The following is a 21,058-nucleotide window of genomic DNA, read 5'->3' on the forward strand; positions in this document are numbered from 1 at the left end:
GAGCGGTCTTGACCTTGATCTTGCCGGCGATGATGTCGGCCTTGGCCTTGTCGACCGCCGTGACGACGTCCGACATCTTGGTGAAGGCCGGGTTCGAGCGGGACAGCGCGACGCCGTCGTCCTCGAGGCCGTAACGGATCTCACCGGTCTGCGGCTTGCCGTCCTGGACCGACTTGATCAGGTTGAAGACGGCACCCGAGACGTTCTTGGTGACCGACGTCAGGATCTGCGCCTTGTAGGCGGCCAGACCCTTCTGGTTGTACTGGTCGGAGTCGACGCCGATGGCCCACTTGCCGGCCTTGGCGGTCGCCTCGATCGAACCGGAGCCCGCGAGGCCCGCAGCCGCGTAGATCACGTCGGCGCCCGCGTCGAGCTGGCCCTGCGCGGCGGCCTTGCCGAGGTCCGGCTTCGAGAAGCCACCGAAGTCCGGCGGCTGCGTCAGGTACTGGACCTTGACGTTGACGTCCTTGTTGGTGTCCTTGACACCCTGGACGAAGCCCGCCTCGAACTTCTTGATCAGCGGGGTCTCGACACCGCCGATGAAGCCGACGGTGTCGGTCTTCGTCACCTTGGCGGCGGCGACGCCGGCGAGGTAGGAGCCCTGCTCCTCGTTGAAGACCAGGTTGGCGATGTTCTTGCCGGTCTTGGAGGTGTCGTCGATGAGCCCGAAGGTGGTCTTCGGGAACTTCGGGGCGACCTCCGCGATGGCGGGCGCGTAGGCGAAACCGACACCGATCACGGGGTTGTTGCCGGCGCGAGCCAGAGCGGTGAGGCGCTGGATCTTGTCCGGGTCGCCCTCTCCCTCGCTGGGCTCGGCCTCGCTGCCCTTGATGTCGAGTTCCTTCTCGGCCCTCTCCAGGCCCGCGAAGGCGGCGTCGTTGAACGACTGGTCGCCGCGGCCACCGATGTCGTACGCGATGGCGGCCTTGCCGCCGTTGTCGTCCGAGCCGCTCGACTCGGACGACGACTTGCCGCCACATGCGGTGGCGGACAGTGCGAGAGCCGCGGACGCGATGCCCACGGTGGCGATCCTGGTGATCCGGCGCACTGGGGGGCTCCTTTAAACCTGACCGAAAGCGCCACTTCCGGCGCTGGGTTCGCGGCGATCGTAACGCGCGTAGATGTCAGTTAAAGACCCGTTCATCAGTCGTTATCGGATCGTCGCGTAGCCCTTTGGAGGGACGGCTGTCCGGTATGCAGCGGGTAACGGCATGGCCCCATGGCGTGGCGCTTCCCCGGGCGTAGCCCGGTGGTTCCCGGCCGGCGCACCCCGGGCGTGGCCCGGTCCGTGTCGGTTGGTGTCCGGGGGCCCACGGCTTCGCTCCCACCGGGGGTCCCGCCCCCGGCACCACCCACCAGGGGACGTAACACCCCTCGACCGGACCAGGCACGGGCGCGCCACGCCCCCCGACCGCGAAGCGGTCAGAGCGCCAGCAGCGCCGCGGCCGTGAAGAGTTCGACGCCCACCGTGATCGCCGCCTCGTCGACGTCGAAGTCCCCGCGGTGCAGGTCGCGGCGGACCGGGTCGCCCGGAACGCGGACGCCGAGACGCGCCATCGCGCCCGGGACGTGCTCCAGGTACCAGGAGAAGTCCTCGCCGCCGAGGCTCTGTTCCGTGTCCTCGATCGCGTACGTCCCGCGGCGCGCGGTCTGCGCGTCGCGCAGCAGTTCGGTGACGACCGGGTCGTTGACGACCGGCGGTACGCCCCGCACGTAGTTGATCTGGGACTTGGCCCGGTGCAGCGTCGCGATCTCGTCGATCGCCGCGTGCACCAGGTCGGGGGCCTCGCGCCAGCCGGGGAGGTCGAGGCAGCGCACGGTGCCGGAGAGTTCGGCGTGCTGCGGGATGACGTTGCAGGTGTGGCCGGCTTCGATGCGGCCCCAGGTGACGGCGAGGCCGGATCGCGCGTCGACGCGGCGCGCCAGCAGCGCGGGGACGTCGGTGACGATCTTCGCCGCCGCCGTGACCAGGTCCGTGGTCAGGTGCGGGCGCGCGGTGTGGCCGCCGGGGCCGTCGAGGGTGACCTCGAGGCGGTCGCACGCGGAGGTGATGGGGCCGGGTCGCAGGCCGATGACGCCCGCGTCGACCTTGGGGTCGCAGTGCACGGCGATGATCTTGCTGACACCGTCGAGGACGCCGGACTCGATCGCGTCGGCCGCGCCGCCGGGCAGTACTTCCTCCGCCGGCTGGAAGATCAGCCGGACGGGCTGCGTCAGCAGTCCCTGCCGGTCCAGCTCGGCCAGGACGAGCCCCGCACCGAGCGCCACGGTGGTGTGCACATCGTGGCCACAGGCGTGGGCCCGGTCGGGCACGGTGGAGCGGTAGGGGACGCCGACCTTGGTGTCGGGGATGGGCAGGGCGTCGATGTCGGCGCGGATCGCGAAGAAGGGCAGTGCGGCACCCGGGGCCGGCGTTCCGATGTCGCAGACCAGGCCCGTTCCCGCGGCGAGGACGCGGGGCTGGAGCCCGGCCTTCTCGAGGCGCGCCTTGATCACTGCGGTGGTACGGAACTCCTGGTTGCCGAGCTCGGGGTGCATGTGCAAATCACGCCGGAACGCGATCAGTTCGGCGCGCAGCGATTCGGACAGCGTGCCGGGCAGTGCGACTGCGCCGGGCTGTTCGACTTCTTCGGACTCGCGGGACATCAACTGGTTCACCCAGTGAAGGGTATGCCCCTTCGCGCTTCAACTGCCGTGCGATCAACAAAACATCAGCCTCATAGGGGACAGATTTTTGGTCACACGGCGATTGGAGCGTTGTTCGAGTGGGTAAGCTCACCCAACTCGGTCTTGAGTCGATCTTTCCTTTCCGGACCGTGGTCGTCCGCTCACCGCCGCCCCTCTTCAAGCGGGCGCCGGCAGCCGTTGCACATCGCGGGCCGTGCCCGTGACCCCGGCAAGAAAGCCCTGGGCGCGGGGCGAGGCGTTCTCCTTGAGCCACTCGGGCGCGATGTCGCACACCGCCACCTTGATTCCCGTGCCCGCGAGTGCGAGCGGAAGGGTGTGGACCACCGTCGAGGGAAAGCTCAGGACCGTTGCTCCGATCGGGCCACGCCGGGCGATCAGCTCCAGCGGCAGGTCCGGGCGGACCACCTCGAGGCCCGTCTCCGCGGCCAGCCGGTGCAGCTTGTCCGTGCTCTCGCGGCGGTGCGCGAAGTAGCGGGTCGCACCATGGGTGCGGGCGAGGGACGAGACGGCCCGCAGGTACTGCGCGAGGTCGACGACGCCGGTCTCCACCAGGGAGGTGCCGACCATGTCCGCGCCCTTGGTGATCGTCGGCGGCCCGAAGCGGGCCCGGGTCCACGCGAAGTCGTTGGGCGTGACCGTGATCCCCTGTGCCGGTTCGACGGGCATCGAGGTGAAGACCTCGACCGACCGTGCCTTGGAGGGGGCGAGCCGACGCCTGGCCAGGAAGGTGACCGGCGCGAGCACCAGCTCGCGCGGCCCGCGGCGGCCGCCGCGCCGGTGCCAGCGCACCAGCTGTTCACCGCGGGTGACCTGGGCGACGAACTCCATGGTCGCCGTGCCGTCGTCCACTACGGTCACGTTCTTCCGGCCGACCAGGGTCAGCAGGAGCTGGACGTACCGGGAGAACGGGTCTCCGATGACGATGCGCTCGGCGTGGCGCAGCATGGGGCCGAGTTCGCGGACCGTGCGCAGCGGCGCGCCCATCCCGCCGCGGGCCTCCTGCCAGCGGACGGCGAAGCCCTCGTCGCGGGCCAGCTCGGCCATCCGGCGCAGCTGGCCCCGCGACATGGGGTCCGTGGGCGACAGCACGACCAGGGTGAGACCCTCGGCCCCGGGGGCGGTCGGCGCGGTGTGGGCCCACTCCAGGACGTTCAGGAGCTGGACCGGGCTCTCGACGAAGGCGAGATTCATCGGTTGTCACCTCGTGATGCCGGGCCGGCGTGCAGCCGGGGTCGTCGACGGGCCCCTGCGGAGCCCTCGGTGGTTGCTGCCGACTGCGGGTTTCCGCAGGGCCGGGCTACGGAGGAGCCGGAGCACCCGTGGCCGGGCCCGGGGCGCGCGGGGGGCCCGGCCGTGACAGGGGCGCCGCGCGCCCCCGGCCGGCCGACGGCCCCCGCGCGGAACGCGCACACACGCCGGGGGTGTCCTCCGGGGCGGTGCGGCACGGCGGCGCGGCCGTGGTCAGACCGCGGCCGGCTCACGGTCGCCCGCCTCGGCGACGACACCCGCGACGCGCCGCAGCTTCTTCATGGGGGCGAGCTCGGAGTCGTAGACCTTCTTGATTCCGTCGCCGAGGGCTTCCTCGATGATGCGGATGTCGCGGACCAGGCGGGTGAGTCCCTGCGGCTCGACGGACGCGGCCTGGTCGGAGCCCCACATGGCGCGGTCGAGGGTGATGTGGCGCTCGACGAACGCGGCGCCGAGGGCGACGGCGGCGAGGGTGGTCTGCAGGCCGGTCTCGTGGCCGGAGTAGCCGATCGGGACGTTCGGGTACTCGCCCATCAGCGTGTTGATGACCCGCAGGTTGAGCTCCTCGGCCTTGGCCGGGTAGGTCGACGTGGCGTGGCAGAGCAGGATGTTGTCGCTGCCGAGCACCTCGACGGCGTGACGGATCTGCTTCGGCGTCGACATGCCGGTGGAGAGGATGACCGTTTTGCCGGTGGCCCGCAGGGAGCGCAGCAGCTCGTCGTCGGTGAGCGAGGCGGAGGCCACCTTGTGGGCCGGGACGTCGAACTTCTCCAGGAAGGCGACGGCCTCGGTATCCCACGGGGAGGCGAACCAGTCGATGCCGCGCTTCTTGCAGTGCTCGTCGATCTGGCGGTACTCGTCCTCGCCGAACTCGACGCGGTGACGGTAGTCGATGTACGTCATCCGGCCCCAGGGGGTGTCGCGCTCGATGTCCCACTGGTCGCGCGGGGTGCAGATCTCCGGGGTGCGCTTCTGGAACTTGACCGCGTCGCAGCCGGCATCGGCGGCGGCGTCGATCAGGGCGAAGGCGTTGTCCAGGTCACCGTTGTGGTTGATGCCGATCTCGCCGGTGATGTAGACGGGGTTGCCGGGGCCCGCGGTCTTGTTGCCGAGGGCGCGGAGGCGGGACGTGCTCATGGGGGTGGTTCCTTTACTTCTTGGGGACTGGCTCGGGGGACTGTCGTGGGGGACTTGGGTGTCAGTGGGTGGTGGCAGGGGTGTCGGGGACGGTGAGCGTCGGGCCGAGGAGCCAGGCGGCGATCTCACGGATCGCCCCCTCGCCGCCGGGCGTGGAAGTGACGGCACGGGCGGCGGCGCGTACGGAGTCGTGCGCACTCGCGACGGCCACGGGCCAGCCGACGAGGTGGAAGCACGGAAGGTCATTGACGTCGTTGCCGACGTAGAGCACCCGCTCGGGGGTGAGCCCCTGCTCCTCGCACCACCGCGTCAGCGCAAGGTCCTTGCGGTCGATGCCGTGCAGGACGGGGATCCGGAGCTTGCGGGCGCGGGCGGCGACGACCGGGTTCTGCTCGGTGGAGAGGATCAGCAGCTCCAGGCCGGCCTTGCGCAGGTGGGCGACGCCTAGCCCGTCGCCGCGGTGGACGGAGACGATCTCGCGTCCGTCCGCGTCGATGAGGACCCGGTCGTCGGTCTGGGTGCCGTCGAAGTCGAGGACGACGGCGTCGATGTCCTCGCGCGCGGGCAGTGCGGCGGTGTCGAGCAGCGGTGCCAGTGCGCGGGCGCGGGCCAGGTCGTGCGGGTCGTCGACCTCGAGGACTCGGGCCGGGTCGGTCCGCACGAGCGCCGTGCGGCCGAAGAACCGGTGGCCCGCCTCGCGGAAACCGGTCGCGGACATGGCGTACGCGGCGCCGGTCTCCAGGAAGTCCTGGGGGCGGTCCTGGCGGCGGGGCCGGAAGGCGGAGTCGTGGTTGACGCCGTAGCCGGTGCCGGTGTCCCTGGTGGTCCGGGCGAGCACGGCGGTCCCGCCGGCGGCCCGCTCCGCCTCCGGGGCCTCGGCCGCTTCGCCGGCCCCATCGGTCTCCCGCCACACGAAGCCGTGGAAGGGCGCCACGGTCACGGCGCTGTCGGCGCCGTCCTCGACGACGGCACGGGCGACGCCCTCGACGTCCTCGCGGGCGACGAAGGGGCTGGTGCACTGGACGAGCAGCACCACGTCGACGGGTGCGCCGTGCACGGCCTCGTGCGCGTCCATGGCGTGCAGAACGGCCGCCTCGCTGGTGGCGGTGTCCCCGGCGATGGCGGCGGGCCGCAGCACGACCTCGGCGCCGGCTTCGCGGGCGACGGCCGCGATCCGCGGGTCGTCGGTGGAGACGGCGACGTGCGTGACCAGCGGGGCGTCGAGGCAGGCGCGGACGGCCCGCGCGACGAGCGGCACGCCGCCCACCGCCGCCAGGTTCTTGGCCGGGACGCCCTTCGATCCGCCACGGGCGGGGATCACGGCGAGAACGGTCATCGGTGGCTCCTGAGCTGAGGGTTCGAAGGGGGTCCCGGTCATGGGGGTCACAGCTCGCCCATCCGGCGGATGGCGGGAGCGACGCGCTGCACGCCGTGGCGGTAGGCGCCGCGCGCGGCCTCGCGCACCGCGTCGCGCACCACGCGCCGTACGCCGGTGACCTCGGCCTTCGGCGCCGCGCCGGCCAGTGGCGTGCCGTCGGGGGCCAAGTGGTGGCGGGCGAGGAGGGCGGGCAGGTACCCGGGCGCGGTGGTGGGCGTGTAGTACGGCGCGAGCGGCGGGAGCCCGGGTGCCAGCAGCAGTTCGGCGACCCGCGTGCGGGCCTCGTCGAAGGCGCTGTCGTACGAGCCGTCGGCGGCGACGCCCTGGCGGGACAGCCAGTCGCTGTCGGGGGTGGGGCGGTGGCCGCCGTCGAGCTGGTCCCAGGAGGCCAGCAGGCCCGAGCCGAGGAAGTGGTGGTTGCCGAGCGCCTCGCGCACCCCGAGGTCCGTGAGGACGGCGGTGGGGATGCGGCGGTGCAGGGCTTCGAGCGCGGCGGTGGACGAGACGGTGACCAGGAGGTCGGTGCGGTCCAGCACCTCGCCCATGTGCCCGTACACCAACCGGAAGTTCGGCGGCAGTCCGCCGGGGAGCTTGTCGGCGAGCTTCTGGTACGGGATCTCTTCGAGGTGGGTCGTGTGCTCGCCCGGCTTGGAGCGGAGCTTCAGCAGCACCTCGCGGCCGGGGTGGAGCCGCGCGTGCTCGACGAGCCTGCGCAGCAGGTACGTACGGTCGGCGCGCGATTCCGGCACGGACGGCTGGACGGCGAAGACGACGGTGTCACGGCCCTCCACCGCGCGGTAGGGCGCGCCGCCGAGGAAGGGCAGCGCGGCCTCGGTGACGGCACCCGCGTCGGCGCCCACTCCCTCGTACACGGCGCGGAAACGGTCCGCGTCATGGCGGGAGTTGGCGAGGACGACGTCCGCGCCGTGGCGCAGCAGCAGTCCGTCGGACAGCTTTTCGTAGACGACGCCGACATAGCCGGTGACGACGACGGGCCGGCGGGCGAGGCCGAGCGCGGCGAGTCCGTGCAGCATCGCCTGGACGCCGCCGCCGACGAGGGCGAGCACGACGACGTCGTACGGCTCTTCCTTCATCGCCCGCAGGAACTCGTTCCCCGTCACCTCGCGCAGCTCGTCGGCGCGCACGCCCACTTCCGCGAGCTGGCGGGCCGTGGGCGTGGCCCTGCCGCGCAGCAGGAAGCCGCTCAGCTCGACGGAGGTGCTCGGTGCGATGCGGCGCGCGGTGAGCGCGCCCCATTTCCACCGGGTGTCGGAGTCGGCGAGTACGGCGACCCGTACGGCCTCGCTGGTACTTGTTGGCACGTCGAGGACGTTAGAAAGGCATTTCGTTTCGCGGCCCAACTGGGCTGCAACAAAGGGTTAACAGCGGGTCTACGGACGGGGAATCGGGCCGGTTGACGAACCGGTTAACAGATTCGATGCCCGCCGTTCACCTGTCATCCTCCCGTGCGTCGACACGAATGCCGGGGGCCCGCCTAGCGTCACGCGGGTGGTCAAGCTCTCCGTCATCGTGCCGTTCTACAACGTGCAGACATACGCCCCCGACACCCTGCGAAGTCTGAAGGCGAATGCCCGCGCCGACTTCGAGTTCGTTCTTGTCGACGACTGTTCGACGGACGGAACTCCTGAGATCCTGCGGCGGGCGGAACGGGAGCTCCCGGGCGCGGTTCTGATCAGACACGAGCAGAACGGCGGGCTGGCGACCGCGCGCAACACCGGCCTCGACGCCGCGAGCGGTGAGTACCTCACCTTCCTCGACGGCGACGACTGGCTGGCGCCCGGCCACTACGAGCGCCTCCTGGCCGCCATGGAGGACCTCGGCTGCGACTTCGTGCGGACCGACCATGTGCAGTGCACGGGGCGGAACCGCTCGATCCACCGGGTGCCGTTCGGCCGGCGCGGCGAGGTGCTGCGACCGCGCGACGCGATCCTGCCCGCCGACCGCTCGACGGCGGTCGACTACCCGTACGCCTGGGCGGGGATGTACCACCGGCGGCTCGTGGAACGCGGACTGCTGCACTTCACGCACGGGCTGCGCACCGCGGAGGACCGGCCGTGGATCTGGCGGCTGCACCGCGAGGCGGAATCATTCGCCGTGATAAGCCAACTGAGCATCTTCTACCGGCGCGGCGTCGCCTCTTCGCTCACTCAGATCGGTGACATCAGGCAGCTCGATTTCATCAGGGCATTCGACCAGGTCATCGAGGAAACCGCGAGCGACGCGGAATCGGAAAAGCTGCTGCCGAAGGCCGTCCGCACCTACTGCGCTCTCATTTCCCATCACCTGGGATCCATCGAAAGGTACGAACCGGCCGTGGCACGGAAATTGCGCACGATGAGCGCGGCCGCGCTGAAGCGTATGCCGCAGGACGTGCTGAACGACGCGCTCGATTCGATGGACGCCGAGCGTGCGTCCCGGCTGCGCAAGGTGCGCAGGCGTCCCGCCCCTCTCTCCCCGGAGGTGGCGGCCTGATGGCCACGACCCAGATCTTCTTCGCCTCCTCCCTCTTCGGCGCCGCCACGCTGGCCGCCGCGATCGACTCCGGCGGCTTCGCCGCGGCCGACCGCCGGCTGCTGCTGGTCTCCAACAACGCGGTCACACCGGAGACGACCCCGTCCCTCGACCGGATGCCCGGCTTCGAGCGGCTGCGCGACCGCTTCGACGAGGTGCTCTCGTGGAACGAGGCCATCTCGCCCTTCCACCCGAGTGGTTGGGCGCCGCGGAGCGACGACGTGCCGCTGTGGGAGCGCCATCTGCGCCGGCTGTGGGACCTGGGCGACGACCGGATCGAGCTGGCCGTCGAGTCGATCCAGGTGAACCCGGCACTGGCGATCGCACAGCTCTTCCCCGACGCGGCGCTCGACGTGTACGCGGACGGTCTGATGAGCTACGGCCCCACCCGCAACAAGATCGACCCGCTGGTCGGCGAGCGGGTGCGGCGACTGCTGCACCTGGACCTGGTGCCGGGCCTGAAGCCGCTGCTGCTGGCCGAGTTCGAGGTCGAGCCGCAGCTCGTGCCGACCGAAGCCTTCGTGAAGGTCGTCGCCGAACTCTCCGACGCCGTGCCGGACGCCTGCGAGGGCGTCGCCGAAGGTCCGGCGCTGCTGCTGGGCCAGTACCTCGCGGCCCTGGACATCATCACGGCCGAGGAGGAAGAAGCCCTGCACGTCGGCATGCTGGCGGGGGCGGCCGCACTCGGCCACCACCGGATCGTGTTCAAACCGCACCCGACGGCCCCAGCCGCCTGGACGCGGACGCTGGAACGCGAGGCCGAGAAGCTGGGAGTCGAACTGACCGTCCTGGAGCGGCCGTTGCTGGCGGAGGTGCTGTTCAGGCAGCTGCGTCCGGCCCTGGTGGCGGGCTGCTTCTCCACGGCGCTGTTCACCGCGGGCGCCTTCTACGGCACGCCCGTCGCCAGGGTGGGAACGGAGCCGCTCCTGGACCGGCTCAGCCCGTACCAGAACAGCAACAGGGTGCCGGTGACACTCGCCGACGCGCTGCTGCCGGACCTGGCGGCGGGCGAGGCGGGAGCGCCCACGGAGGCCGACGAGCAGCTCGCCGGGCTGATCGGCGCCGTCGGTTTCGCGATGCAGCCGCAATTGCGCCCGGATCTGCGTCCGGCGGCGGAGCGCTGGCTCGGCAGCAGTCTCGACGCGCACACTTCGCGCTACTTCAAACGCCGCCGGCTGACGATTCTCGGTCTCCCGGGTGGCCTGCCGGTCCCGCGCGGCAAGACGGTCCGGCGGGTGGTCCGGCGCGGCCGGCGGCTGCGGCGGGCACTGAAGCGGGTGGCGGCGCTGGGGTGACGGGGGCGGGGCCGCTGCGCGGGGCAGTTGCCCTGCCGGGCCCTCCCGCTGTGAGGGGGGCGCTGCTCTGCGGGACCAGGTAGGCGCCGGGGGATCCGCAGCTGGGCCCGACCCCCGGCACCGGCGTCACGTGCCGCTGAGCGACAGCTTCACCGCGAAGCCCAGGAACAGCGCTCCCGCCGCCGATGTCGCCCCCGCAGACAGCCGCCGCCTGCGGCGGAACGCGGCGGCCAGGTGCGTGCCGGTGAAGATCAGCAGCGTCAGGTAGAGGAATGACGCGAGCTGCGCCAGCGTGCCGAGCACCGTGAACGACAGCGCCGGATACGCGTAGGCCGGGTCGACGAACTGGACGAAGAAGGCGATGAAGAACAGGATCGCCTTCGGGTTGAGCAGACTGATCACGAACGCCCGGCGGAACGGCCGCTCGACCGCCTCCGACGTGTCGGAGGCCGCGACCTCGGACAACCGCTCGCGACGGGTGCGCCACATCGACCAGGCGGCGCGCAGCATCCCGATGGCCAGCCAGGTCAGATAGCCGGCGCCCGCGTACTTCACGATGCCGAACAACAGGGCGTTCGCCTGGAGGAGCGAGGCCACGCCCGCCGCCGAGAGCACCATCAGGACCGTGTCACCGCACCACACTCCGGCGGCGGCCTTGTAGCCCGTGCGCACACCACGGCGCGCGGCGACCGAGAGCACGTACAGCGAGTTCGGCCCCGGCAACAGGATGATCAGGACAAGGCCTGCGAGATAGGTCGGCAGATCGGTAACACCCAGCATGGGCGGAGTGTCGCACACGGGTACGACACTCCGCCCGTGGGTCTCAGAATGCGTCGGTGGGGACGTATGTCCCCCACACCTCGCGCAGCGCGTTGCAGACCTCGCCGACGGTGGCGCGCGCCCTCAGCGCGTCCTTCATCGGATAGAGGACGTTGTCCGTGCCCTGCGCGGCCTTCCTCAGCTCCGCGAGCGCCGCGTCCACGGCCGGCTGGTCGCGTTCCGCGCGGAGCTTCGCCAGCCGCTCCGCCTGCTGCGCCTCGATCGCCGGGTCGACGCGGAGCGGCTCGTACGGCTCCTCCGTCTCCAGCGTGAAACGGTTGACGCCGACGACGACCCGCTCGCCGGAGTCGGTCTCCTGGGCGATGCGGTAGGCGCTGCGCTCGATCTCGTTCTTCTGGAAGCCCTGCTCGATGGCGTTGACCGCGCCGCCCAGGTCCTCGACGCGCTCCATGAGCGCGAGCGCCGCCGCTTCGACGTCGTCGGTCATCTTCTCCACGACGTACGAACCCGCGAAGGGGTCGACGGTCGCGGTCACGTCGGTCTCGTACGCGAGCACCTGCTGGGTGCGCAGGGCGAGGCGGGCGGACTTGTCCGTCGGGAGCGCGATGGCCTCGTCGAAGGAGTTGGTGTGCAGCGACTGCGTGCCGCCGAGCACCGCGCCGAGGCCCTGCACGGCGACCCGGACGAGGTTCACCTCGGGCTGCTGGGCGGTGAGCTGCACCCCGGCCGTCTGCGTGTGGAAGCGCAGCATCAGCGACTTCGGGTTCTTCGCGCCGAACTCCTCCTTCATCACCCGCGACCAGATGCGGCGGGCGGCGCGGAACTTGGCGACCTCCTCGAGGAGGGTGGTCCGCGCGACGAAGAAGAAGGACAGGCGCGGCGCGAAGTCGTCCACGTCCATCCCGGCGGCGACGGCGGTACGGACGTACTCGATGCCGTCGGCGAGGGTGAACGCGATCTCCTGCGCGGGCGAGGCCCCGGCCTCCGCCATGTGGTAGCCGGAGATCGAGATGGTGTTCCACTTCGGGATCTCGGCCTTGCAGTACTTGAAGATGTCCGCGATCAGCCGCAGCGACGGCTTGGGCGGGAAGATGTACGTGCCGCGGGCGATGTACTCCTTGAGCACGTCGTTCTGGATGGTGCCGGTCAGCTTGTCCGCGGGCACGCCCTGCTCCTCGCCGACCAGTTGGTAGAGGAGGAGAAGGAGTGCGGCGGGGGCGTTGATCGTCATCGACGTGGAGACCTTGTCCAGCGGGATACCGCCGAACAGGATCCGCATGTCGTCGATGGAGTCGATGGCCACGCCGACCTTGCCGACCTCGCCGTGTGCGATCGGGGCGTCGGAGTCGTGCCCCATCTGGGTCGGCAGGTCGAAGGCGACGGACAGGCCCATCGTGCCGTGGGAGATGAGCTCCTTGTAGCGGGCGTTGGACTCGACGGCGGTGCCGAAGCCCGCGTACTGGCGCATGGTCCAGGGCCGGCCGGTGTACATCGACGGATAGACGCCGCGGGTGAAGGGGTACGACCCGGGCTCGCCCAGCTTCTCCGCGGGGTCCCAGCCTTCCAGGTCCCCCGGCCCGTAGACCGGCTCGATGGGCAGTCCCGACTCGGACTCGCGCGCCATGTGACTGTGCCTCCCGCTGGAGCTACTGACAGGTAACAAGTTCTGCGACGGACTGTATCGGCGAGCGTGCGGCGTATGGAGAGCCACGCGCTGGGACCTTGCTCACAGCCCGCCGCGGCGCGGTCCGCGTTGCCGCCGCGACGCCGCCGTGTCGCGCTCGTCCCCCAACTGTTACCCCCATGATGCGCGGGATTGCGCAACCGGGCAGGACGGGAATTTGTCTCACCAGGCACAGAGACAAAGGGGGGCGATCATGCTCAGGAAGAACATCGGGATGAGAACGCTGGCCGCGGCGGCGGCGATGGCCGTGGCGGCCGTGACCGCCGGCTGCAAGGCGGAGGCCGCGACGGACGCGCCGCCCGCCGACAGCAAGCCGAGCGCGGCCACGTCGGGGCCGGCATCCGCGTCGCCGACGCCGTCCCCCTCGCCGACCGCGTCGGAGTCGGGCGAACCGTCGCACACGCCGTCGCCTTCGGCGTCCACCACGAAGCCCGCGCCCAAGGTCCTGATGGCCGCCGGTGCCAAGGGCGAGCAGGTGCGCGAGCTGCAGGCCCGGCTGGCACAGATCGGCTGGTTCGACGACAAGCCGACCGGGACCTACGGACCCGTCACCACCACGGCGGTGAAGGGCTTCCAGGGCAAGCGCGGTCTGCCCGCGACAGGCAGCACCGACACGGTGACCTGGCAGCGGCTGCTCGGTATGACGACAAAGCCGACACGCGACGAGTTGGACGGCAAGGACGTCCACAAGCCGAAGGCCAAGCTGGACCCGCGCTGCATGACCGGCCGGGTGATGTGCATCAGCAAGACCACTCGCACACTGTCGTGGATGATCGACGGCAAGGTGCTCTCGACGATGGACGTGCGCTTCGGGTCGCAGTACACCCCGACCCGCGAAGGTGTGTTCAACGTGGGCTGGAAGTCCCGTGACCATGTCTCGACGCTCTACGACACCCCCATGCCGTACGCGATGTTCTTCAGCGGCGGTCAGGCGGTCCACTACTCGTCCGACTTCGCGGCGCGCGGCTACAACGGCGCCTCGCACGGCTGCGTCAACGTGCGGGACAAGGGCAAGATCGCGGCCCTCTTCGACCAGGTGCGGACCGGCGACAAGGTCGTCGTCTACTGGTGACGCTTCCCGGCGGCGCCGGTCGTCCGGCGCTTCCCGCGCCATCGTCCGACGCCGTGTTCCGGCGCGGCTTCCGGTGGAAGCGAGGGGGAGAAGGAGAGGGCGCGGGCGGGACCGGGGGAACGTGTCCCGCCCGCGCCATATGCGCTGAGCCGTAGGTACGGGGGGAACCCCGGCTCGTTGCGCCGCCGATGACCAGTCGGCTCACTTATTACTGCGCCATGGCCCGGAAAAACGTCACACCCCGCTGCCGGAGTCGCGAAAGCGCAGGTCAGAACAGGTACAGCGCGGTGCTCGAAGAAGAGCGCGACCCGGTCGCCGACAACGTCGCCGAAGGCTGCGGGACGAGCGGGAAGGAGACCTGCGGGATCTTGGGGGCACCTTCGCCCGAGTCCCAGCTGCCACCGCCGTCACCGCCGGAGCCACCGGACTGCTTGCCTCCGTCGTCGCCCCTGCCGTCGCTGTCCCCGCCGTCGTTGTCGCCGTCACCGTCGCCGGAGCCGCCCGAGCCGCCACCCAGCAGCCTGTCGCAGAACCGCTCCACGCCCTCGGGGCCCTTCGCGGCCAGCTCGAGCCGGCGCTTCTTGTCCGGATCGATGTTTCCGCTGCGGTAGTCGCGGCATGCCTCGACGGACTTGCGGTACAGGTCGCCCTTGGGACCCGTACCGTCGTCGGGCGCCGAGGGGCCGTCGTCGGCCGGCCCGGCCGGAGTCGTCGCACCCCCGTCACCCGGGGTCGGGCTGGAGGTGCTCGGCAGCGGAGGCGGCACCGGCGGTGTGCCGGCGGCGCCCGGGGACTCGGAGGGCGTACCGGTCCCGCTCCCGCCCGGCGACGGAGAAGTGACAGGCCCTGGCGTCGCCGCGGCGGAGACCGAGGAGGCGGGCAGCGGACGGTTGTCGTCGAAGGGGGTGGGCAGCATGCCCGAGCCGGCCGCGACAGCCACACCGCCGATGGCGCATCCCGCCACCGCGGCGGCGAGCCCGAAACGAAGAGGCCGGGCGAAGCCCATCCCGCGGGAGGGGCGAGCGGCGCGGGAGACCTGCACCGTCCCGAGCGAGGCACCGCCCGGAACCGTGGCATCGCCCGCGGCATCGGCCCTGGCCTTGCGGAACGCGGCCATGGCGGCCGCCTCGCCGGGCAGTTCACCGTCGTCGTACCGGTAACCGGCGTCGGCGGCGCGGTGGAGGAGCTCGGCGAGGCGTGCGGCTTCGGTACGGGCGCGTGCGTCGGCGGCCTCGACAGGCTTGCCGCGCAGCAGTCGCTCCGCCGCGTCCCTGTCAAGCCACTCGTACCGCTCGTCGGCCATCACATGTCCTTCTGCGTCCGCAGGCGTGAATGCGTCACACCGGCGGGTGCCGCTGCACCGGGACGGGAGCCGCGCTGGGACGGTACCCCGCCGAGATCCGCAGCCGCCTCCGAGGGGCCCTCCACGCCTTCGAGGGCGACACCCGAGGCGCCACCTCCCGCGTCGTCGAGGGCCGCCGCTCCCTCCGCGCCGAGCAGTTCGGCGAGCCGCTTCAGCCCGCGGTGCGCCGCCGTACGCACGGCGCCGGGCCGCTTGCCGAGCGTCTTCGCCGCGCTCTTCGCGTCGAGGCCCACCACCACCCGGAGCACGACGGCCTCGGCCTGGTCCTGGGGCAGCTGGGCGATGAGCGCCATGGTGCTGCTGGTGGTGATGGACTCCATGGCCTCGTCGACGGTGTCGGACGCGGCGGGCCGGCCGGTCAGCTCGGTCTCGTCACCGCCGATGGCGGGCCGACGGCCCCGCATCCGGATGTGATCGAGCGCACGGTTGCGGGCGATGCGCGCGGCCCATCCGCGGAACCGGTCGGCGTCCCCGCTGAACCGGTCGAGATCCCGCGCTATCTGCAGCCACGCCTCCGAGGTGACGTCCTCGGCGTCGGCCTCGCCGACGAGAGTGCGCACATAGCCGATCAACCGCGGATGCACGGCGCGGTACACAGAACGGAAGGCACCCTCGTCCCCGCCCTGCGCCGCGAGCACGGCGGCGGTCAGCTCCGCGTCGTCCCCCAGCACTACCTCAACCTGTCGTTCTGAACCGCAGCTGGTCACCACTGCTGCGCCACCGTGCGCGAATCAGCACGCTACGTGCTTTTATGCGCCCACGTCCATGCCTCGTACAACTTGCAACAACTTTGCGACCCGCGCCTACCCACACAGCGGGGTGTGACACAAACGGCACGCTCGGCGCTGAGAGAAGTACGGGGTTCCACTGCGACCCCGTACGAACGACGACCGGGGCCTCTCCTGTGGGGGGTGGCGGCCCCGGTCGTCCTTCTTTGTCCGGGGCCGCTCGGCCGCGTTTCGGCTGTCAGCCGATCGCGATGCGCGGGTGGGCGGAGGGCCGGACCCAGCCCATGAACTGCTCCATCGTCGCGCGCGGTACGGAGACGCAGCCGGCGGTCGCGCCGCTGCCGTTGACGTGCAGGAAGATCCCCGCGCCGCGGCCCGGCACCGCCGGCCAGCGGTTGAAGTTGATGACGAGCGCCTTGGCGTACTGAGTCGGGTAATTGATCAGGTGCTCGCTGCCGCGCTCGCCGGACTCGGTGAGCGGGAAGTCCGCACCCGCCGCCGTGTGCATCTGGTTGTAGAACTTCGACTCCGGGTCCTGCACCCACCAGTGACTGTCGTTGACCTTCGTGTACGGCATGGCGGTGCCGCTGGACTCCACGCCGAAGCCCTCGGTGATCGTGTACGTGCCGGACGGTGTGGTGTATGTGCTCTGCTTGCGCGTCGAGCCGGGGACGACGCCGCTCGACCCGACCCGGCCGGCGCTCGTCGCGAACTGCGCCTTCCAGCCGGATGAGCCCTTCTGCCAGGCGGTGACGGTGGCGGACGAGCCGCTCGCCTTGACCGTGATGACCTGCGTGGCGTTGCCCACCTCGACCGGCACGGGGAAGTTCGGCGTGGAGGGCGCGGCGGGCTCGTCGCCGGAGCCCCTGCCCGGGCCCACGTTGCCGCCGCTCGTGGCCGTGGCCTTCGGGGCCGTATTGCCGGACGCCTTGGCCAAGGCGGAAGCGGAGGCCGAGGCCGAGGGCGACGCGGACGGAGAGGCCGAGGCGGAGGCGGACGCACTGGGCGACGCGGAACCGCCCGTCACCTCCTTGTCCCCCTGCGCCGCCGCGCCGGTCGCGGCGGGGGCGGCAGAGCCGGCCGGCCCCTCTCCCCCACCACAGGCCGACACCAGCGACATCACGCCGACCAGGGCGAGGGCGGACGAGAACTTGACGGAGGAGCGCAGCACGGGATGATCCTTGGCTCGTCGGAACGGCGCGGCAGCACGTCGCCGCGCCGCAAGGCTGGCCGGTTATACATCGCCTCCCCGGCCGAAAACCAGGCGACAGACATTCCGGGCACCAGTAATTCGGGGAGCGCGGCCCGCTGTTGTGGCCCGCGCTACGTTCCCTTCCGATCCGTTCCTTCTCCGCGGCCCGGACATCGGTCGCCCCGGCCCCGGGGAGACCCGTGTCGTTCGTTCTCCATGCATCTGCGCGCCGTACCGGAGTCCGCGGCCGGGGACGACCACAGCAGCCTGACCAAGTTCATGCCGGCCGCCTGGGAGATACAGGCCGAGGAGTACGAGGCCGGGCTCGCGGAGTCCATCAACAAGGACTTCGCGATGCCGACGCGGTGATCAAGCGTTCTGGTACTGAGCCCGGTACGGGAGCGCGCGGCCGGGGGCGAGCGTCACACGGTCGCGGGCCCCCGCCCGCAGCGGCCTGCTCAGCGGCGCAGGTCCGCGGGGAGCTCGATCCTGACGTCGTACGGGCCCTGGTTCTCCATGGTCACCTGCTGCTCGAAGGCCATGTCCTGCCCGTTGTACGGAATCAGGAAGCCGAAGTCGAGGCGGTGGCTCCTGATCCGGTACGTCTTCGCGTCCAGGACCAGCACCTCCTGGAGCCCGGAGAGGGTCAGCCGCGCGTCGTCCACCGGGATGCCGGCCTTGCGGAGCTGCTCGGCCGTGGGCTCGAACTCGCGCTCGGCCTTCTCGGCCCATGGGCGCTGCCGGACGGCGCTCAGCTTCTGCTCGCCGCTCGTGACGCGGAGTTCGACCGTGCCGCCGCCGTCCTTCTCGGTCACCTTGACGTCACCGCCTGCGGCCTGCGCGTACATGCGGAACTCGTGGATGACCGCGATCGGGTCGTCGGCCTTGTTCCGCATCTCCGGATCGGCGGGGGACACGGCCTTCCACTCGGCCGAGTCCTCCTTCAGACGGCCCTCTTCGCCGACGACGTAGAGCTCCTCGGTTCTCTTCTTGCCCTTGCTGCTGGTGCTGACGCCCTGCGAGTGCAGCGCCGTCCGCCCGACGGCACGCTGCACCGAGCCCTCGTAGGTCGCGGCGCTCTTCTGCCCTTGGGAGGTCAGCCCCTCCTCCCCCTTCACGGAGAAGGACCAGGCCTGCTCCTCCGCCATCGCCTTCTCGGCGAGGTCGAGGAAGTCCTCCGCCGTCTCGGGCGCCTCGGCCTGCTCGGACGAGGCGGGCGACGGGGACGACGGCGTCTCCTGCCTCCCGGCCCCGGCCGGCTCCGCCTCCGTGCCGCACGCCGCCAGCGTGAGCGCGAGCGGGAGGACGAGCACGACGGCACTCCGGATGGGGCGGGTTCGCATGGGCTGCTTCCTTACGTCACGACGGGGCGCGGACTGTACAACAGCTCCCGCCCCTTGATCACCCCGGCGGACATTCCCGGCATCCGGTCTTGAGACCGTCACGCTTCGAGGCCGTCACGCTTGAAACGGATGCCGCCGACACCGGCCCCGGGTGGCCCCGCCATGATGTCGCCCGTGACGAACAGCGCGGACCCGATCCCCGCCCGGATACCGGGCTACGACGGCGGCCCCCTCACTCACCGCCCCGAACTCCTCGACGAGCGGCTGTTCTGGCTCGGGCACCTCTCCTCCTGCGCACAGAGCAGCGAGGACGCCCAGGAGTTGCTGCTCGGCGCGGACTACGACGACGCCGGCGATTTCCATGCCGCGCTGTACAAGCGTGCCGACTGGCCGGCGTTCACCGTCCCGCTCGCCGCGGGTCACCGCCTGCACGTTGTCCTCCGCACGTTCGAGGACGAAGCCGGCACCGACTACCTGCTGCACCACTGCGACTGGGAACGGGCCGAACTACTTGCCGTGGACGACGGGCACTTCATGGGTCCCGCCCTGTCCTGGCCCGAGCTGACGGCCGTGGCGGACAACGGCCTGCCGGGCGGGTCCACCACCGATCCGCACGCCCGGCTGCTGCTCCTGCTGCCCGCCTTGGGCGACGACGACGTGCCCGACGACGCGGTCGAGCGCCTGACGTCCGCGCTACGAGCCCTGGTCGGCGTCGACGACGTTGAAGGTCTCGCCGTCGCGCTTCTTGACGGCCAGGGTGCCCCCGGCACCGCGACCTGGACCACGACGGGGGACAGGGTCCGGATCAACGACGGTCCGTACTCCTATCGGAACCCTGCCAACCGCTTCGCCCTGCCGCCCGCCCGGCTGGCCCGGGTGTCCGCCGCGCTCGCTCCCTGACCGCCACGCGGCCAGCTCGCACCACTCGGTCTTGCCGCCGGGCCCCTGCCCCACGCCCCACCGCAGGGTCGGAGCGTCGAGCAGAGTGAGGCCCCGGCCCGACTCGTCGTCGGCGGTGGCCGTCCCGCACAGGACGGGCAGGGCACGCGGGTCGGGGTCGGTGACCTCCAGTCGCGTACGGCCGCTGCCGCACGACACCCCGACCGTCACGGGCGCTCGCGTGACGCACCCCTCGGCGCCGACCTCCGCTCCGGCCCCGGGCCACCGAGAACCGTCACGCCGGGGGCGGTTAGCCTCTGCTGGCCCGCCCGGCCGTCGGGCGGCTCGAGGGAAGGGCGTTCATGCGGCAGCGGAGAGCTGGAAGCGGCCTGAGAGTCGCGGCCTGGGTACTGGTACCACTCGGACTGGTACTGATGCTGGGCGGCATCGGTTACGCAGGGACGAGCTACGAAGGCGCCACCGTCATGAGCGAGGCGATGGCGCCCACGTACCGTCCCGGCGAGCGGCTGCTCATCGAGCGGACGGACGCGGGCGGGATACGCAGGGGCGACGTCGTGCTCGTCGATGTGCCCGACCGGTATCAGGGCAGGCCGGTCCTCCAGCGGGTCATCGGGCTCGGCGGCGATCACGTGGTGTGCTGCGACGGGGGCCGGATCACGGTGAACGGGAAGCCGGTCGACGAACCGTATGTGATGCGCGGCGAAGTGAATCCGGGAACCGGGGACTACGACGTGACAGTGCCCGACGGGCGGCTGTTCCTTCTGGGCGACCACCGGGCGAACTCGAACGACTCGCGCTTCTTCCTCAGCGAGCAGTCGGGCAGCGTCGCGGCATCCGGGGTGCACGGGCGCGTACAGAACGATTCCACCGTGCCGGTGGTGGCAGCGGCGCTGGGCATCCTCGGGATCGTGATGGCCATGGTCGGGACGGGCCTGGGGATCGGGGGGTACGTGGCCGGGCGCCGCGACCGGCGACCGGTCGAGGCTGTGCCACCGTGGCCGACAGCCTGAGTACGGTCTGTCGCCGAGACGTATGCAAGGTCCATGGCGAACCTTCCTCCTGATATCCGAGTCCCCTGGCGATTCGCAGTGGGGGAGACTGCTTCAGGTTCTGCGACGCTCCCGACGGCTTGTGAGTCATTGCCCGGAGCGGTGATGACGACGGCCCGCCAGTGCGAACTGGCGGGCCGTCACCTTCATGCCGAGAAGTCGGCTTCTACTGATCAGTCGGTCGTGATGACCGGGTCAGGACCCGGGAAGCCTTGCGGAAGCCCTTCCGCCGGAACGGTTCCGGAGATGAGCCCGGCGAGATACTCGGTCAACGACCCGGGAAACGCCGGCCAGTCGTCCCACGCTCCGCTCACCACGACAGTCCATTCCTCGGGATTGTCCCCACGAGTGCGCCAGTAGAGCATGTCGCCCTCGTTGGAGTCTCCCCACGGAATGAGTCCACCCTTTTCCGGAAAGGGAACATGCCCGTGAGACATGTCCGATTCCCGCAGGCTCGCAAGGTTTTCGAGAATTCCCTGCGCCACCGAGACGAACTTGTCCTCCTCGCCCGGCACCGGCATGTGCAAGGCGAGGAAGTCGTCGATGATGAGAGGTGCGTAGGCCTCTGACAGCTCGACGAAATCACTGGGCAGCCGAGTGCCGAGACCACGCTCGATCCGCGCCCAGTCGATGTTTCTGCGAACGGGCACCCGGTGCTCGAGGAGTCCG

At 71.0% G+C, this 21,058-nt stretch carries 19 protein-coding genes and 1 pseudogene; 6 read left to right on the plus strand and 14 right to left on the minus strand.

The features are described from left to right. From ABZ070_RS11120 to ABZ070_RS11145, 6 genes are all read right to left on the minus strand, one after another. Positions 1–1,048, minus strand: a 1,048-nt coding sequence (locus ABZ070_RS11120) for a BMP family ABC transporter substrate-binding protein (RefSeq protein WP_356632276.1), incomplete at its 3' end; no start/stop codon positions are given. A gap of 374 nt (positions 1,049–1,422) precedes the next feature. Then, a complete protein-coding gene (locus ABZ070_RS11125) occupies positions 1,423–2,646 on the minus strand; it encodes an amidohydrolase (RefSeq protein ID WP_356632347.1) in 1,224 nt (407 codons plus the stop codon). 198 nt (positions 2,647–2,844) lie between these two features. Next, positions 2,845–3,879 (minus strand): hypothetical protein, encoded by a 1,035-nt coding sequence (locus ABZ070_RS11130; RefSeq protein ID WP_356632278.1) that lies wholly within the window; start codon positions 3,877–3,879, stop codon positions 2,845–2,847. A 270-nt stretch (positions 3,880–4,149) separates the two neighbouring features. Next, a complete protein-coding gene (locus ABZ070_RS11135; RefSeq protein WP_356632280.1) occupies positions 4,150–5,073 on the minus strand; it encodes an N-acetylneuraminate synthase family protein in 924 nt (307 codons plus the stop codon). 61 nt (positions 5,074–5,134) lie between these two features. After that, on the minus strand, positions 5,135–6,409 hold the full coding sequence (locus ABZ070_RS11140) for an acylneuraminate cytidylyltransferase (RefSeq protein ID WP_356632282.1): 1,275 nt from the start codon (positions 6,407–6,409) through the stop codon (positions 5,135–5,137). Positions 6,410–6,456: 47 nt separating this feature from the next. After that, entirely contained in the window at positions 6,457–7,773 is a 1,317-nt protein-coding gene (locus tag ABZ070_RS11145) for a DUF6716 putative glycosyltransferase (protein ID WP_356632284.1), read from the minus strand. Positions 7,774–7,960: 187 nt separating this feature from the next. On the opposite strand from ABZ070_RS11145, the gene ABZ070_RS11150 reads away from it, so the two are divergent. Both ABZ070_RS11150 and ABZ070_RS11155 read left to right on the plus strand, forming a co-directional pair. Then, positions 7,961–8,944 (plus strand): glycosyltransferase family 2 protein, encoded by a 984-nt coding sequence (locus ABZ070_RS11150; protein ID WP_356632286.1) that lies wholly within the window; start codon positions 7,961–7,963, stop codon positions 8,942–8,944. After that, the gene (locus ABZ070_RS11155; protein ID WP_356632288.1) at positions 8,944–10,278 is read left to right on the plus strand and encodes a polysialyltransferase family glycosyltransferase; all 1,335 of its coding nucleotides are present in this window, start codon (positions 8,944–8,946) and stop codon (positions 10,276–10,278) included. Before ABZ070_RS11150 ends, ABZ070_RS11155 begins: the two co-directional genes overlap by 1 nt. 126 nt (positions 10,279–10,404) lie before the next feature. Here ABZ070_RS11155 and leuE read toward each other — a convergent pair whose 3' ends face one another. Then, positions 10,405–11,058 carry a leucine efflux protein LeuE gene (leuE, locus tag ABZ070_RS11160; RefSeq protein WP_356632290.1) on the minus strand — a complete coding sequence of 218 codons (654 nt, stop codon included), beginning with the start codon at positions 11,056–11,058 and terminating at the stop codon, positions 10,405–10,407. Between the two features lie 43 nt (positions 11,059–11,101). Next, the gene (locus tag ABZ070_RS11165; RefSeq protein WP_356632292.1) at positions 11,102–12,682 is read right to left on the minus strand and encodes a methylmalonyl-CoA mutase family protein; all 1,581 of its coding nucleotides are present in this window, start codon (positions 12,680–12,682) and stop codon (positions 11,102–11,104) included. A gap of 253 nt (positions 12,683–12,935) precedes the next feature. Between ABZ070_RS11165 and ABZ070_RS11170 the strand changes: the two genes are divergently transcribed. Further along, positions 12,936–13,814 (plus strand): L,D-transpeptidase family protein, encoded by an 879-nt coding sequence (locus ABZ070_RS11170; protein ID WP_356632293.1) that lies wholly within the window; start codon positions 12,936–12,938, stop codon positions 13,812–13,814. Positions 13,815–14,082: 268 nt separating this feature from the next. Here ABZ070_RS11170 and ABZ070_RS11175 read toward each other — a convergent pair whose 3' ends face one another. From ABZ070_RS11175 to ABZ070_RS11185, 3 genes are all read right to left on the minus strand, one after another. Further along, positions 14,083–15,117, minus strand: a complete 1,035-nt coding sequence (locus ABZ070_RS11175; protein WP_356632295.1) for a hypothetical protein — start codon at positions 15,115–15,117, stop codon at positions 14,083–14,085. Beyond that, the gene (locus tag ABZ070_RS11180) at positions 15,117–15,848 is read right to left on the minus strand and encodes an RNA polymerase sigma factor (RefSeq protein ID WP_356632297.1); all 732 of its coding nucleotides are present in this window, start codon (positions 15,846–15,848) and stop codon (positions 15,117–15,119) included. Before ABZ070_RS11180 ends, ABZ070_RS11175 begins: the two co-directional genes overlap by 1 nt. A gap of 295 nt (positions 15,849–16,143) precedes the next feature. After that, positions 16,144–17,076, minus strand: coding sequence for a L,D-transpeptidase family protein (locus tag ABZ070_RS11185; RefSeq protein ID WP_356632299.1), 933 nt, complete (start codon positions 17,074–17,076; stop codon positions 16,144–16,146). Between the two features lie 237 nt (positions 17,077–17,313). On the opposite strand from ABZ070_RS11185, the gene ABZ070_RS11190 reads away from it, so the two are divergent. Beyond that, the gene (locus ABZ070_RS11190) at positions 17,314–17,466 is read left to right on the plus strand and encodes a hypothetical protein (protein ID WP_356632301.1); all 153 of its coding nucleotides are present in this window, start codon (positions 17,314–17,316) and stop codon (positions 17,464–17,466) included. A gap of 89 nt (positions 17,467–17,555) precedes the next feature. Here ABZ070_RS11190 and ABZ070_RS11195 read toward each other — a convergent pair whose 3' ends face one another. Next, positions 17,556–18,440, minus strand: coding sequence for a hypothetical protein (locus ABZ070_RS11195; protein WP_356632303.1), 885 nt, complete (start codon positions 18,438–18,440; stop codon positions 17,556–17,558). A 174-nt stretch (positions 18,441–18,614) separates the two neighbouring features. Here ABZ070_RS11195 and ABZ070_RS11200 point away from each other — a divergent pair, with 174 nt between their 5' ends. Further along, a complete protein-coding gene (locus ABZ070_RS11200; protein ID WP_356632305.1) occupies positions 18,615–19,340 on the plus strand; it encodes a hypothetical protein in 726 nt (241 codons plus the stop codon). A 12-nt stretch (positions 19,341–19,352) separates the two neighbouring features. Here ABZ070_RS11200 and ABZ070_RS11205 read toward each other — a convergent pair. After that, positions 19,353–19,553, minus strand: a pseudogene (locus tag ABZ070_RS11205) (ATP-binding protein); the annotation flags it as partial. A 128-nt stretch (positions 19,554–19,681) separates the two neighbouring features. Here ABZ070_RS11205 and lepB point away from each other — a divergent pair. Beyond that, entirely contained in the window at positions 19,682–20,350 is a 669-nt protein-coding gene (lepB, locus tag ABZ070_RS11210; RefSeq protein WP_356632307.1) for a signal peptidase I, read from the plus strand. A 212-nt stretch (positions 20,351–20,562) separates the two neighbouring features. On the opposite strand, the gene ABZ070_RS11215 is transcribed toward lepB, so the two are convergent. After that, positions 20,563–21,039: a hypothetical protein gene (locus ABZ070_RS11215; RefSeq protein ID WP_356632309.1), complete on the minus strand. Its 477-nt coding sequence runs from the start codon at positions 21,037–21,039 to the stop codon at positions 20,563–20,565. Positions 21,040–21,058: the final 19 nt, after the last annotated feature.

The sequence above is a fragment of the Streptomyces sp. NPDC006283 genome (genome assembly GCF_040613325.1).
Classification (GTDB): domain Bacteria; phylum Actinomycetota; class Actinomycetes; order Streptomycetales; family Streptomycetaceae; genus Streptomyces.

Coding starts and splice junctions, on each gene's coding strand:
- ABZ070_RS11125 (WP_356632347.1), bottom strand. CDS start 2,646: ATGTCCCGCGAGTCCGAAGAAGTCGAACAGCCCGGCGCAGTCGCACTG.
- ABZ070_RS11130 (WP_356632278.1), bottom strand. CDS start 3,879: ATGAATCTCGCCTTCGTCGAGAGCCCGGTCCAGCTCCTGAACGTCCTG.
- ABZ070_RS11135 (WP_356632280.1), bottom strand. CDS start 5,073: ATGAGCACGTCCCGCCTCCGCGCCCTCGGCAACAAGACCGCGGGCCCC.
- ABZ070_RS11140 (WP_356632282.1), bottom strand. CDS start 6,409: ATGACCGTTCTCGCCGTGATCCCCGCCCGTGGCGGATCGAAGGGCGTC.
- ABZ070_RS11155 (WP_356632288.1), top strand. CDS start 8,944: ATGGCCACGACCCAGATCTTCTTCGCCTCCTCCCTCTTCGGCGCCGCC.
- leuE (WP_356632290.1), bottom strand. CDS start 11,058: ATGCTGGGTGTTACCGATCTGCCGACCTATCTCGCAGGCCTTGTCCTG.
- ABZ070_RS11165 (WP_356632292.1), bottom strand. CDS start 12,682: ATGGCGCGCGAGTCCGAGTCGGGACTGCCCATCGAGCCGGTCTACGGG.
- ABZ070_RS11170 (WP_356632293.1), top strand. CDS start 12,936: ATGCTCAGGAAGAACATCGGGATGAGAACGCTGGCCGCGGCGGCGGCG.
- ABZ070_RS11175 (WP_356632295.1), bottom strand. CDS start 15,117: ATGGCCGACGAGCGGTACGAGTGGCTTGACAGGGACGCGGCGGAGCGA.
- ABZ070_RS11190 (WP_356632301.1), top strand. CDS start 17,314: ATGCATCTGCGCGCCGTACCGGAGTCCGCGGCCGGGGACGACCACAGC.
- ABZ070_RS11195 (WP_356632303.1), bottom strand. CDS start 18,440: ATGCGAACCCGCCCCATCCGGAGTGCCGTCGTGCTCGTCCTCCCGCTC.
- lepB (WP_356632307.1), top strand. CDS start 19,682: ATGCGGCAGCGGAGAGCTGGAAGCGGCCTGAGAGTCGCGGCCTGGGTA.